Genomic DNA, 12,721 nt, shown 5'->3' on the forward strand with positions numbered 1-12,721 from the left:
ATGAGCACAACCCGACTGACCATGGCCCAGGCCCTGGTGAAGTTTCTGGATAACCAATACATCGAAGTCGATGGCGTACAGAGCAAATTCGTCGCCGGGGTGTTCACGATTTTCGGCCACGGCAATGTGCTGGGCCTGGGCCAGGCCCTGGAGCAGGACAGCGGCGACCTGGTGGTGCATCAGGGCCGTAACGAGCAGGGCATGGCCCACGCCGCTATCGGTTTTGCCAAGCAGCACCTGCGCCGCAAGATCTACGCCTGTACGGCTTCGGTAGGCCCGGGCGCGGCGAATATGCTGACCGCCGCCGCGACCGCCACAGCCAACCGTATTCCGTTGCTGCTGTTGCCCGGCGATGTCTACGCCAGCCGCCAGCCCGACCCGGTGTTGCAACAGATCGAGCAATTCCATGACCTGAGCATCAGCACCAACGATGCCTTCCGTTCTGTGAGCAAATACTGGGACCGCATCAACCGCCCCGAGCAGTTGATGACCGCAGCCATCCACGCCATGCGCGTGCTCACGGACCCTGCGGAAACCGGCGCGGTGACCCTGGCCTTGCCGCAGGATGTGCAGGCCGAAGCTTGGGATTATCCCGACTACTTCCTGCAAAAACGCGTGCACCGCATCGAGCGTCGTCCGGCTACCAGCGCAATGATCAGTGATGCGCTGGCTGCGTTCCGGGGCAAGCGCAAGCCGCTGATCATCTGTGGTGGCGGGGTCAAATACTCCGGCGCGAATGCCGCGCTGCAAGCCTTTGCCGAACGCTTTGATATTCCTTTCGCCGAAACCCAGGCCGGTAAAAGTGCAGTGGTTTCCAGTCATCCGCTGAACGTCGGTGGCATTGGCGAGACCGGCTGCCTGGCGGCGAACCTGCTGGCGCCGCAAGCGGACTTGATCATCGGTATCGGCACGCGTTATACCGACTTCACCACCTCATCAAAGTCACTGTTCAAGCACGCTGACGTGAAGTTTCTCAACCTCAATATCAGCCCCTGCGACGCTTTGAAACTGGACGGCGTGCAAGTGCTCGCGGACGCGCACGTTGCTCTCGAAGCACTGGCCGATGCCCTGGGGGATTACCGCTCCGGCTGGGGTGAGCAGATCTGCGATGCCAAGGCGCAGCTGGATGCGGAGGTGGACCGCGTGCATCAGGTGGAATACCAGGGCGACACCTTTGTGCCCGAGGTCGACGACCGCCTGGACCGCGCAGTGTTGCGTGAATTCATCGAATTGACCGGTTCGTGCCTGACCCAAAGTCGCGTGCTCGGCGTGCTCAACGAGACCCTGGCCAATGACGCGATCATCGTCGCCGCCGCCGGCAGCCTGCCCGGCGACTTGCAGCGCAGCTGGCGAAGCAAGGGCGTCAACACCTATCACGTCGAGTACGGCTATTCGTGCATGGGTTACGAAATCAACGCCGCCCTCGGCGTGAAACTGGCCGAACCGACGAAGGAGGTCTATGCCCTGGTCGGTGACGGCTCCTACATGATGCTGCATTCGGAGCTGGCCACCTCGATCCAGGAGCGGCGCAAGATTAATGTGGTGCTGCTCGACAATATGGCCTTTGGTTGCATCAACAATCTGCAGATCGGTAACGGCATGGACAGCTTCGGCACCGAGTTCCGCTACCGCAACCCCGAGAGCGGCAAGCTCGACGGCGGCCTGGTGCCGGTGGATTTCGCCATGAGCGCGGCGGCCTATGGCTGCAAGACTTACAAGGTCAGCACCGTGGAACAGCTGGAAGCAGCGCTGGCCGATGTACGTACGCAAACCGTCTCGACCTTGATCGATATCAAGGTGCTGCCCAAGACCATGATCCACGGCTACCTGTCGTGGTGGCGGGTGGGCGTGGCGCAGGTATCTACCAGCGAACGCACCAACGCAGCCGCGAAAAAACTCAATGAACACCTGGCGAAGGCCCGGCAGTACTAATAACAAGAGGAGTGCTTGTATGTCGTTGCTTTCTAATTCGTTGCGGCTTGGCGTGATCGGTACGGGCGCCATCGGCCGGGACCATATTCGTCGTTGCAGCCAGACCTTGCTCAATAGCCAGGTGGTGGCGGTGACTGATATCAACCTTGAGCAAGCCGCCAAGGTTGTTGCAGATTTGAAGCTGGACGCCGAGGTGTATGCGGACGGTCACGCGCTGATCAACTCGCCGCAAGTCGAGGCGATTCTCGTGACCTCCTGGGGCCCGAGCCACGAGGAGTTCGTGCTCGCCGCCATCGCTGCCGGCAAACCGGTGTTCTGTGAGAAACCCCTGGCGGTGACTGCCGAAGGTTGCCGCAAGATCGTCGACGCCGAAGTAGCCTACGGCAAACGCCTGGTGCAAGTGGGCTTCATGCGCCCATATGACGAAGGCTATCGCGCGCTCAAGGCGGTGATCGACAGTGGCCAGATCGGCGAGCCCTTGATGCTGCACTGCGCGCATCGCAACCCGACGGTGGGCGAGAACTACAAGACCGACATGGCGATCACCGACACGTTGATCCACGAGCTGGATGTGTTGCGCTGGTTGCTCAACGACGACTACGTGTCGGTACAAGTGGTGTTTCCACGCAAGACCAGCAAGGCGTTGGCCCATTTACGCGACCCGCAGATCGTGCTGCTGGAAACCGCCAAGGGCACACGCATTGATGTGGAAGTGTTTGTGAACTGCCAATACGGCTACGACATACAGTGCGAAGTGGTGGGGGAGACCGGTATCGCCAAGTTACCGGAGCCTTCGCAGGTTCAACTGCGCAGTGGCGCGAAGCTGTCGAATGCGATTTTGATGGACTGGAAAGACCGGTTTATTGGCGCGTATGACGTGGAGTTGCAGGCATTTATCGACAGCGTGCGGGCCGGGCAGGTCGGCGGGCCGTCGGCGTGGGATGGATTTGCAGCGGCGGTGGCGGCGGATGCGTGTATTGAGGCGCAGGGCAGTGAGCAGATTGTGAAGGTCAGTTTGCCGCAGCGTCCGCACTTTTACGGCTAATTCACTGGAGAAACTCGGTCAGTGTGGGAGGGGGTTCCCGTTGGTAGATCGTTCCCACGCTCTGCGTGGGAACGCCCCAATGGGCGCTCCGCGTCCGCTTTTGAATGTGACGCAGAGCGTCACGGGCTGCATTCCCACGCAGAGCGTGGGAACGATCAAGGAATCGACCCATGCGAATCGGACTAGTCGGCTACGGCCACGGCGGCCGCTTTTTTCACGCACCGCTGATAGCAACCCTGCCAGGCGCGACCTTTGTCGGCGTGGTGACCCGTTCCCCGGAGCGGCGCCAGCAACTGGCAACCGACCACCCAGGCCTCAAGGCCTTTGACTCCATTGGCCAGATTGTCGAGGCGGGGGTCGATGCGCTGGTAGTTTCCACCACCCTTAAAGGCCGCCCGGCGCTGGTGCTGGAAGCCATCGAACATGGGGTGGCGGTAGTCAGCGACAAACCCTTTGCCGCCAACGCCGAACAGGCCCAGGCCTTGATCACCGCCGCCGAGCGCCAGGAGGTGCTGCTCAGTGTCTACCAGAACCGACGCTGGGATTCGGATTACCTCACGTTGCGCAAACTGATCGATGCCGGGGCCCTGGGCGATATCACCCGTTTTGAATCCCGCGTCGAGCGCTACAACCCGCAAGCGGTGGGCAATGCCAGTGGTGGTGGCTGGCTGCGCGACCTCGGCAGCCATCTGGTGGATCAGGCACTGCAACTGTTCGGCCCGGTCGATCGGGTGTTTGCGCAATTACAGTTCAGCCCGGAACACCCAACGCTCGACCACAGCTTCTTCGTCTCGTTGACCCACGCCAACGGCGTGATTTCCCATTTGTGGGGCAGCGCGCTGCAAAACAGCCAGGCACCGCGTTTTCGGGTGAATGGCACCCTGGGTTGCTACACCGTCGAGGGTCTGGATGGTCAGGAAGAAGCGCTGATGGCCGGCAAGTCGCCAAAAACCGAAGGCGAGCACTGGGGCGCCGAAGAGCACCGCCGCTGGGGCTGGTTTGAACAAGGGGCGGAGCGTGAGCGGGTGCCGTCGGAGAAAGGCTGTTGGACGCAATTCTATCGCCAGCTGCAAAGTGCTGTGCAAGGGCAGGGACCGCTGCCGGTTGACGCCTATGAGGCGCTGGAAACCACCCGTATATTGGACGCCGCGCGCCTTAGCAGCGAGCGCCAGCAGGTGGTTTCAACAAAAATAGAATAAAATTCTAAAAGTTGTTGATATGGAAATTATTTTCTAATAAAGTCTTTTCCAGGTTGCATAAAGTACGTTCGGACTCGATTCGGGCGACTCAACAAAAACAAGATCAAAAACAACCAGGTACCGTCAGATGAAAATCTTCAACGCTGTACTGCGAGTTTTACGCCCAGCCCTTGCGCCACGTGGCCTGCCCCGCGCCCGGCCGTTTTACTTCTCCTTCCTTAATGTGCTGTGCGTCGAAAACAAAGGCGCGCTGGTCTGCTGCATTCCAGGCGCACCGGTTGTTCGACTGCCGTCCTCGCAAGCCCCGTTCTGATAAACGCAACGTCCAAAAAACCAACAAGAATTTGGAGACAGACCGTTCATGAAGACCCCGATCCGTTTTACCGCGTTGGCCTTGTCCATGATGTTGGCCAGCGGTTTCGCCTCTGCCGCCGATATCAAAGTGGGTGTGACCATGTCCGCCTTCGATGACACCTTTCTGACTTACCTGCGTGAAGACATGAACAAGCAAGCCAAGTCCTATCCCAAGGGCGACGGCGTACAGTTGCAGTTCGAAGACGCTCGCGCCGATGTGGTCAAGCAACTGAGCCAGGTTGAAAACTTCATCAGCCAGAAGGTTGACGCGATTATCGTCAACCCGGTGGACACCGCCTCGACCAAGAACATCATCAGCGCGGCAACCAAAGCCGGTATCCCGCTGGTCTTCGTCAACCGTCGTCCCGATCAAAAAGATCTGCCCAAGGATGTAGTCGCCGTCACCTCCGATGACACTGAGGCCGGCCGCCTGCAAATGCAGTACATCGCCGACAAACTCGGCGGCAAGGGCAACATTGTGATTCTGCTCGGCGACTTGGCCAACAACTCCACCACCAACCGCACCAAGGGTGTGAAAGAAGTGCTGGCCAAGTACCCGGGCATCAAGATCGAACAGGAACAAACCGGCATTTGGTTGCGTGACAAGGGCATGACCTTGGTCAACGACTGGCTGACTCAAGGCCGCGATTTCAATGCGGTGCTCGCCAACAACGATGAAATGGCGATTGGTGCATCGATGGCCCTGAAATCGGCAGGCAAGAAAGGCGTACTGATCGCGGGGGTTGATGGCACGCCGGACGGCTTGAACGCAATCACCAAGGGCGACATGGCGGCATCGGCGTTCCAGGACGCCAATGGCCAGGCAGTCGGTTCGGTGGAAGCGGCGCGCAAGATGGCCAAGAAAGAGCCGGTGGAACAGAACCAGGTCATCCCGTTCCAGCTGATCACCCCGGACAACGTCGCCAAGTTCAAGTAGCCCTGACATAACAACAATAAGCCGGCAGGGCGGTCACGGCCGCCCTGCAGATGGAGTACCTCTCTATGCTCGCTCAAGCGACTGTCTCGCAGCCTCCCGGTATCCAGGCCCCGCTGCTGGAAGAACCCTACCTGCTGGAAATCGTCAACATCAGCAAAGGCTTTCCCGGCGTCGTGGCCCTGGCCGATGTGCAACTGCGGGTGCGCCCGGGCTCGGTGTTGGCGCTGATGGGCGAGAACGGTGCGGGCAAGTCGACCTTGATGAAAATCATCGCCGGCATCTACCAGCCCGACGCCGGCGAAATTCGCCTGCGCGGCAAGCCGATCGTATTTGAAACACCGCTGGCGGCACAAAAGGCGGGGATCGCGATGATCCACCAGGAGCTCAACCTGATGCCGCACATGAGCATCGCCGAGAACATCTGGATCGGCCGCGAGCAGCTCAACAGCCTGCACATGGTCAACCACCGCGAAATGCACCGCTGCACCGCAGAGTTACTGGCGCGCCTGCGCATCAACCTCGACCCTGAGGAGCACGTGGGTAACCTGAGCATCGCCGAGCGGCAGATGGTCGAGATTGCCAAGGCCGTGTCTTACGACTCCGACATCCTGATCATGGATGAACCGACTTCGGCCATTACCGACAAGGAAGTGGCCCACCTGTTTTCGATCATTGCCGACCTCAAGTCCCAAGGCAAAGGCATCGTCTACATCACCCACAAAATGAACGAAGTGTTTGCCATCGCCGACGAAGTGGCGGTGTTTCGTGACGGCCACTATATCGGCCTGCAACGCGCCGACAGCATGAACAGCGACAGCCTGATCTCGATGATGGTCGGCCGCGAACTCAGCCAGTTGTTCCCGGTACGCGAGACGCCCATCGGCGAGCTGCTGCTGTCGGTACGCGACTTGCGCCTGGACGGTGTGTTCAAGGACGTGTCGTTCGACCTGCACGCCGGTGAAATCCTCGGCATCGCCGGGTTGATGGGCTCGGGCCGCACTAACGTGGCGGAAACCATTTTCGGCATCACCCCAAGCAGCGGTGGGCAGATCACCCTCGACGGCAAGCCGGTGCGTATCACCGACCCGCACATGGCCATCGAGAAAGGCTTCGCGCTGTTGACCGAGGATCGCAAGCTCAGTGGCCTGTTCCCGTGCCTGTCGGTGCTGGAAAACATGGAAATGGCCGTGTTGCCGCACTACTCGGGTAAAGGTTTTATCCAGCAGAAAGCCCTGCGCGCCCTGTGCGAAGACATGTGCAAGAAACTGCGGGTGAAAACCCCATCCCTTGAGCAATGCATCGACACCTTGTCCGGTGGCAACCAACAGAAGGCGTTGCTGGCCCGTTGGCTGATGACCAACCCACGCTTGCTGATTCTTGATGAGCCCACGCGCGGCATCGACGTCGGCGCCAAGGCTGAGATTTATCGTCTGATTTCTTTCCTCGCCAGCGAAGGCATGGCGGTGATCATGATTTCCTCCGAGCTGCCCGAAGTGCTGGGCATGAGCGACCGGGTGATGGTGATGCACGAGGGCGACCTGATGGGCACCCTGGACCGCGCTGACGCGACCCAGGAAAAAGTCATGCAGTTGGCTTCCGGTATGACCGCAGTCCACTGACGAACAGCAGCGCGGGCCTGCGGTTGGCCCGTGTCACAGAATAAGAAGGTGATTGGCTATGAACGCAATAACAGACAACAAGCCTGCCACGGCACCGGTCAAAAGCCGCAGACGCTTGCCCACCGAACTGAGCATCTTCCTGGTGCTGATCGGCATCGGCCTGGTGTTTGAAGTGTTTGGCTGGATCGTACGTGACCAGAGCTTCCTGATGAACTCCCAGCGCTTGGTGCTGATGATTCTGCAGGTGTCGATCATCGGCCTGCTGGCGATCGGCGTGACCCAGGTCATCATCACCACCGGTATCGACTTGTCGTCCGGCTCGGTGCTGGCGCTGTCGGCGATGATCGCCGCCAGTTTGGCGCAGACCTCGGACTTTTCCCGGGCGGTGTTTCCCAGCCTGACTGACCTGCCGGTATGGATTCCGGTGGCGATGGGGCTTGGCGTGGGGCTGCTGGCAGGGGCGATCAACGGCAGTATCATTGCCGTTACCGGTATCCCGCCGTTTATCGCAACCCTGGGCATGATGGTGTCGGCCCGTGGCCTGGCGCGTTACTACACCGAAGGCCAGCCGGTGAGCATGCTCTCGGATTCCTACACCGCCATCGGCCACGGCGCGATGCCGGTGATTATCTTCCTGGTGGTCGCGGTGATCTTTCATATCGCACTGCGTTACACCAAGTACGGCAAGTACACCTACGCCATCGGCGGCAACATGCAGGCGGCGCGGACTTCGGGGATCAACGTCAAGCGTCATTTGATCATCGTCTACAGCATCGCCGGTTTGCTTGCAGGCTTGGCCGGTGTGGTGGCTTCGGCACGTGCCGCCACCGGGCAGGCGGGCATGGGCATGTCCTATGAACTGGATGCGATTGCCGCCGCAGTGATTGGCGGCACCAGCCTGGCAGGCGGCGTAGGGCGCATCACCGGTACCGTGATCGGCGCGCTGATCCTCGGGGTGATGGCCAGCGGGTTTACCTTTGTCGGGGTGGACGCGTATATCCAGGACATCATCAAGGGCTTGATCATCGTGGTGGCGGTGGTGATCGACCAGTACCGTAACAAGCGCAAACTCAAACGCTGAGACCAACTCACGGCCAACACAAGTCGAATGTGGGAGCTGGTTTGCCTGCGATTGCCCCAACTCGGTAACCGCGGGCAAGCCCGACTCCCACATTTGATGTTTATCAGGCAGTTCTAACCGTTTGTCTTCTATATAGCTCCACAACACTGAATTTCTTGCTATAAACGCACTCCGATGACCATTCGCCGAGCCCGTCCTGGTGCTTTTGGGGGTTATCTCGGAAAAATTGCCTGTCTTTTCAGTTGCTGCGCCCTCAAGTCGGCCTTAGACTGCCGCCCCTCGTAAATTGAGTGCCGGGTGGCGCTTGGAATGGATGGCGCCTTTCCGAGACCTGCAGAGGTCGGCCGGAACGCTCCCTTATTCGCCTTAATGCACGTATTTTTTATAGAGAAATCAATGACAAAGGAAAAGTTGCTGGCCATGCCGGCGGATGACTACATGAATGCCGAACAGCACGCTTTTTTCGAGCAGTTGCTGCAAGACATGAAAGTGGAACACCACGAGCGCATTGAGCAGAACCGCATCGCCATTGAAAGCCTGGACACCCCGGCCGACCCGGCCGACGCTGCTTCTGTCGAAGAAGAGCGTACCTGGCTGGTGAATGCCATCGACCGCGACCAGCGCATGCTGCCGCAACTTGAGCGTGCTCTGGAACGCATCAAGGAAGATTCCTTTGGCTGGTGTGATGACAGCGGCGAGCCTATTGGCCTCAAGCGCCTGCTGATCAGCCCGACCACCAAGTACTGCATCGAAGCGCAAGAGCGCCACGAGCAGATCGACAAGCACCAGCGTCAAGCTTGATGCGGTGAAGCTGGGGCCCGCACAGTCGGTGCCCCAGAGAAATACCGGTTACACCCCTGTCTATTGATCTACTGCAAGCTACTCCACTAAAGGCCCATGGATAATGGCCAAATAGTGGCGTCTAATGCAGAAACAATAACGACAAGCAGTGGGGTAACGACGATGGCTGGAGACGGATCTCTGATGGGCGCAGCAGTGCCACCGCACACGGTGGTGCGCGTGTTACCCGGCTGGCTGACGCCGCTCTTGCAGAGTACCGCCCTGGTGCTGGTACTGCTGGGCCTGGTGTTCGCCGGCTTGCCGATCTACGTCTGCCTGCCACTGGCTTTGCTGGTGATCTGGCTGCCCTCCCTGAAAGCCCGAACGTCGCGTGTGGTGCCTTCCCCGGCCGCCGATACGATTGGCGAGCTGACTCGCGATCTTTCCTATACCACCAGTCATAACGCGCTTTCCGCTGCCGGCGTGGCCTATTCGGTCAAACAACTGGCGGCACGGTTGCAGTCGCAGTTGAGCGCGGCCAAGCAAATTGTCAGCAGTGCCGAAGTGATGATCGGCACCGAGCAGGTCACTTCGCAGCTCAGCCGACAAGCCTTGGGTGCGGCCAGCCAGGCCCATCAACGCAGCACCGAAGGGCGCGAGGTACTGGCCCAATCGATCACCCGCATGCGCCAGCTCAGCCAGCGCGCCAACGCCAGCCGCGAGCTGATCGAAGCGTTGAGCCAGCGCAGCGAAGAGATCCAGCGTGTGACGCTGGTGATCCAATCCATTGCCAGCCAGACCAACCTGTTGGCATTGAATGCGGCCATTGAAGCGGCACGCGCCGGTGAGCACGGGCGCGGGTTCGCCGTAGTCGCCGACGAAGTGCGTGGCCTGGCAGGACGCACAGCCACGGCCACTGATGAAGTCGGGGTGATGGTCGCCGATATCCAGCAGCGCACCGCGCAGGTCGTGGAGCAGATTCGCCAGCTGTCGACGGACCTGCACGTCGGCGTCGAGCAGGTTGAGCACGCTGGTGAACAGTTGGAGAGCATCGCCAGCCTGGCCGCGGATGTGGAAGGGCAAGTCAATGAGATCGCCCAAGGCACCGATACCAACCGTATGCAACTCGACAGTTTGTTCCATGCCGTGGAGCAGATGCGCAGCGATTTGTCGGTGAGCGACCAGCAGACCCGCCAACTGGCCGACGTCGCCGTGCAAATGGAAGGGCAGGCTGAAACCATCAGTGAGCGCCTGGCGGAAGTCGGGCTGGATGACTATCACCAGCGCATCTATGACCTTGCCCGGGAAGGCGCAAGCCGCATTGGCGAGCAGTTCGAGACCGATGTACTGCAAAACCGTATCAGCCTGGATGACTTGTTTGACCGTAGCTACACGCCAATCCCGAATACCAGCCCGAGCAAATATCACACGCGTTTTGATCGCTACACCGACCAGGTATTGCCGGCGATCCAAGAGGCGCTGCTGCCGCACCATGAAGGGCTGGTGTTTGCGATTGCCTGCACACCTCAAGGCTATGTGCCGACGCACAACAAGGCGTTCTCTCACGCTCTCACCGGGGATGCCCAAGTCGATGCGGTGCAGAACCGTACCAAGCGCAAGTTTGAAGACCGCACCGGCATTCGTTGCGGCAGCCATCAACAAGCGGTGCTGTTGCAAACCTATACCCGCGATACCGGTGAGTTGATGCACGATTTGTCGGTACCGATCATGGTCAAGGGCCGGCATTGGGGCGGCTTGCGTTTGGGCTATAAACCGGAAGAGGCGAAGGCCGCGCGCTAGGGATTGTTGCTGTTTATGCAAAGGAGCTATTCCGGGGATAGCTTTTTCCTACTGGCAGAAAGCCGTAGCATGGCAAATATTGTTAGCCAGCTAACTAATGCTGCGGAGAAGCCCCATGCAAAACAAGGTCGATGTCGCCGTAATGATCGGCAGTGGCGTACCCGAAACCCTGCGTGCGCTGGGTCAGAAAGCCTGCTGGGTAGTGTTGCTCAATGGTGAACAACGCGGCACGGCATTTTCCAGCCGTGATGAAGCAGAGGAGTGCAGGGCGGCCTGGCAAGCGCTGATGTGTCTGGAGCAGTCAGACTGCCTGCATTGATGAGTGCGTCGATTGGCTCGAGTGTCGAGTCCAGGTCCAGTTGTTCAAATAGGCTTTCGAGAGTGGGGATTGGCGTGCGGCAGCGTTCTGCCCAATTGTCAGGAATTGAGTGCACCTGAATCCACGGCGGTTTTCAGGGCCTTGGCGGCATCCTTTGCAGCGATTGCAGCGGCGTCGACAGTTTTGAACCAACGATCTTTTTCTACCTGGTGGGTTGTGACCGTGGTCAGTGGTGGTTTGGCCCGCATGATGATGACCGCTTGGAACTCACCGTCTACTTCCCTGGCATCGCCATGGATGAAAAATTCGCCAATATCAAATTCCGTCACGTATAGCCTTCCCTTCAAGGTAACTGCACTGATGAAACCTGACCCGCAAGGGGCAAACTTCAATGGACGGGCCAGTATGGCAGTTGTTGAGGGACGACGGCGTAGTAAAGTCACCCAGGTGACGAAACGATCCCGCCGTGAAGGGCGTACAGGCTGGCTTCCAGCTCTTTGGCCAACTCGCAGGCCTGGATATGGTTGCTGCGAAAGCCTTTGATCCTGCCGCTGGTCACTTCCAGGATATGAAAGAAATTCCGCCCGGCCGGTACAACCTGGTAAAGAACAGAATTGGAGTACCCGCTGGCGCTATGCAAGCAGTAGTATTGGCGCTCGTCTTGGGAAGAAGGACGAGTACGGGAAGACGTAGCGTCGTGTTGATAGGGTTGCATGGTCAGCTCCTGTCGATCGATCTTGTTGACCCACCAGCAGCGTTTCAGGTGGTTTTGACCCGTGTTGCTGTTTTAGTATTGTCGTCGGCAGTCGATGCTTGGTTCCATGCCAGGTATTTTGTTATGTGTGAGTTGTCGGAAACTGCGTTTTTAATTGGGTTATTCTCTGAAGCTGGTCGGCCTGTATTCTCAGACCGTTGAACCTGTGATTTTCTGTGGCACCTGATGACCTTGCATAAGGTTCATCGCGCATGTCTGTACTAGTCTTACGTCGCAGCAACGGGTTCTCTTCAGTTTTTTAACGAATGTGTGATCGTGCCGTAACGGCCGTTTTTTTGTGCTGCCTGCTCCGGCGGTCAGCGCTCTTTTTGATGTGGGGGCGTTTCCTTGGCAGTCAGTAATCTGGATATGCACGCGTTATTCGTGCTGGGTGATTTGCGCGCAAAGTTGGTCAAACAGTTTCAATCCCGTTTCGTCTACATCACTGAGCAGACGCCGGAAGGCATCTACATCGCCGAAATCGATACCGAGGCAGCGATGGTTGTGGATGACAAACCGCGCCTGGAACTTAAGGTAGGCGACCATTTTCGCGCGGCCGTATTGCCTAGTCGCGAAGGCGGCAAGTTCGAGCTGAAATTCCGCGATATCAAGTTGACGGTGTATGGCTTGGGCGATTACGCCTTTGTTTCCTCGGCCGAAGGCCAGGGCATTGTGTTCAAGGAAGGCCATAGCGTGATGCTGGTGTTTGCCGCCGTTGAGCAATTGCAGGAAGGCCTGACTAAAACCCTCAAAGCCGTGACCGGCAAGGCCGCCAAGTGGCGCAAGGGTGAACTGGTCACCTTCAAGGCCAGCGAGTAATTCATAAACGAGCTGTGCATTTTTCCTCTCCCGGAACCTCTACTACAGTTGAGTTGACTTAACTATTCAGAGGCTTCGCGCA

The 12,721-nt window shown here is 58.7% G+C and carries 13 protein-coding genes; 11 read left to right on the forward strand and 2 right to left on the reverse strand.

What is annotated here, in order from left to right; all coding sequences use genetic code 11:
• The 10 genes from iolD to BFL40_RS14150 all read left to right on the forward strand — a co-directional run bounded on the left by iolD (position 1) and on the right by BFL40_RS14150 (position 11,066).
• Entirely contained in the window at positions 1-1,932 is a 1,932-nt protein-coding gene (iolD, locus tag BFL40_RS14110; RefSeq protein WP_071484572.1) for a 3D-(3,5/4)-trihydroxycyclohexane-1,2-dione acylhydrolase (decyclizing), read from the forward strand.
• Positions 1,933-1,951: 19 nt separating this feature from the next.
• Positions 1,952-2,977, forward strand: coding sequence for a bifunctional inositol 2-dehydrogenase/D-chiro-inositol 1-dehydrogenase (gene iolG / locus BFL40_RS14115; protein ID WP_071484573.1), 1,026 nt, complete (start codon positions 1,952-1,954; stop codon positions 2,975-2,977).
• Between the two features lie 170 nt (positions 2,978-3,147).
• Positions 3,148-4,176 carry a Gfo/Idh/MocA family protein gene (locus tag BFL40_RS14120; RefSeq protein ID WP_071484574.1) on the forward strand — a complete coding sequence of 343 codons (1,029 nt, stop codon included), beginning with the start codon at positions 3,148-3,150 and terminating at the stop codon, positions 4,174-4,176.
• Positions 4,177-4,303: 127 nt separating this feature from the next.
• A complete protein-coding gene (locus BFL40_RS32975; protein WP_074851534.1) occupies positions 4,304-4,489 on the forward strand; it encodes a hypothetical protein in 186 nt (61 codons plus the stop codon).
• A gap of 48 nt (positions 4,490-4,537) precedes the next feature.
• Positions 4,538-5,467, forward strand: coding sequence for a sugar ABC transporter substrate-binding protein (locus BFL40_RS14125; protein ID WP_071484575.1), 930 nt, complete (start codon positions 4,538-4,540; stop codon positions 5,465-5,467).
• 65 nt (positions 5,468-5,532) lie between these two features.
• Positions 5,533-7,086 (forward strand): sugar ABC transporter ATP-binding protein, encoded by a 1,554-nt coding sequence (locus BFL40_RS14130; RefSeq protein ID WP_071484576.1) that lies wholly within the window; start codon positions 5,533-5,535, stop codon positions 7,084-7,086.
• Between the two features lie 58 nt (positions 7,087-7,144).
• A complete protein-coding gene (locus BFL40_RS14135) occupies positions 7,145-8,167 on the forward strand; it encodes an ABC transporter permease (RefSeq protein WP_071484577.1) in 1,023 nt (340 codons plus the stop codon).
• Between the two features lie 396 nt (positions 8,168-8,563).
• On the forward strand, positions 8,564-8,968 hold the full coding sequence (locus tag BFL40_RS14140) for a TraR/DksA family transcriptional regulator (protein WP_010564800.1): 405 nt from the start codon (positions 8,564-8,566) through the stop codon (positions 8,966-8,968).
• Positions 8,969-9,514: 546 nt separating this feature from the next.
• Positions 9,515-10,747: a methyl-accepting chemotaxis protein gene (locus BFL40_RS14145; RefSeq protein WP_439896724.1), complete on the forward strand. Its 1,233-nt coding sequence runs from the start codon at positions 9,515-9,517 to the stop codon at positions 10,745-10,747.
• A gap of 115 nt (positions 10,748-10,862) precedes the next feature.
• Complete coding sequence (locus BFL40_RS14150) at positions 10,863-11,066, forward strand: hypothetical protein (RefSeq protein ID WP_071484579.1); 204 nt, start codon at positions 10,863-10,865, stop codon at positions 11,064-11,066.
• 98 nt (positions 11,067-11,164) lie between these two features.
• Here the strand turns inward: BFL40_RS14150 and BFL40_RS14155 are convergent, their stop codons facing one another.
• Both BFL40_RS14155 and BFL40_RS32980 read right to left on the reverse strand, forming a co-directional pair.
• Entirely contained in the window at positions 11,165-11,395 is a 231-nt protein-coding gene (locus BFL40_RS14155) for a hypothetical protein (RefSeq protein ID WP_065876103.1), read from the reverse strand.
• A 110-nt stretch (positions 11,396-11,505) separates the two neighbouring features.
• Positions 11,506-11,781, reverse strand: a complete 276-nt coding sequence (locus BFL40_RS32980) for a hypothetical protein (RefSeq protein ID WP_074851532.1) — start codon at positions 11,779-11,781, stop codon at positions 11,506-11,508.
• 408 nt (positions 11,782-12,189) lie between these two features.
• Between BFL40_RS32980 and BFL40_RS14165 the strand changes: the two genes are divergently transcribed.
• Positions 12,190-12,639 carry a hypothetical protein gene (locus BFL40_RS14165; RefSeq protein WP_071484581.1) on the forward strand — a complete coding sequence of 150 codons (450 nt, stop codon included), beginning with the start codon at positions 12,190-12,192 and terminating at the stop codon, positions 12,637-12,639.
• Positions 12,640-12,721: the final 82 nt, after the last annotated feature.

The sequence above is a fragment of the Pseudomonas costantinii genome, from assembly GCF_001870435.1.
GTDB classification, from domain to species: Bacteria; Pseudomonadota; Gammaproteobacteria; order Pseudomonadales; family Pseudomonadaceae; genus Aquipseudomonas; species Aquipseudomonas costantinii.

Bases quoted from the DNA above. Each gene is read 5' to 3' on its own strand.
- BFL40_RS14150 (WP_071484579.1), top strand. From the start codon at position 10,863: ATGCAAAACAAGGTCGATGTCGCCGTAATGATCGGCAGTGGCGTACCC.
- BFL40_RS14130 (WP_071484576.1), top strand. From the start codon at position 5,533: ATGCTCGCTCAAGCGACTGTCTCGCAGCCTCCCGGTATCCAGGCCCCG.
- BFL40_RS14140 (WP_010564800.1), top strand. From the start codon at position 8,564: ATGACAAAGGAAAAGTTGCTGGCCATGCCGGCGGATGACTACATGAAT.
- BFL40_RS14145 (WP_439896724.1), top strand. From the start codon at position 9,515: ATGATCGGCACCGAGCAGGTCACTTCGCAGCTCAGCCGACAAGCCTTG.
- iolD (WP_071484572.1), top strand. From the start codon at position 1: ATGAGCACAACCCGACTGACCATGGCCCAGGCCCTGGTGAAGTTTCTG.
- iolG (WP_071484573.1), top strand. From the start codon at position 1,952: ATGTCGTTGCTTTCTAATTCGTTGCGGCTTGGCGTGATCGGTACGGGC.
- BFL40_RS32975 (WP_074851534.1), top strand. From the start codon at position 4,304: ATGAAAATCTTCAACGCTGTACTGCGAGTTTTACGCCCAGCCCTTGCG.
- BFL40_RS14125 (WP_071484575.1), top strand. From the start codon at position 4,538: ATGAAGACCCCGATCCGTTTTACCGCGTTGGCCTTGTCCATGATGTTG.
- BFL40_RS14120 (WP_071484574.1), top strand. From the start codon at position 3,148: ATGCGAATCGGACTAGTCGGCTACGGCCACGGCGGCCGCTTTTTTCAC.
- BFL40_RS32980 (WP_074851532.1), bottom strand. From the start codon at position 11,781: ATGCAACCCTATCAACACGACGCTACGTCTTCCCGTACTCGTCCTTCT.
- BFL40_RS14135 (WP_071484577.1), top strand. From the start codon at position 7,145: ATGAACGCAATAACAGACAACAAGCCTGCCACGGCACCGGTCAAAAGC.
- BFL40_RS14165 (WP_071484581.1), top strand. From the start codon at position 12,190: ATGCACGCGTTATTCGTGCTGGGTGATTTGCGCGCAAAGTTGGTCAAA.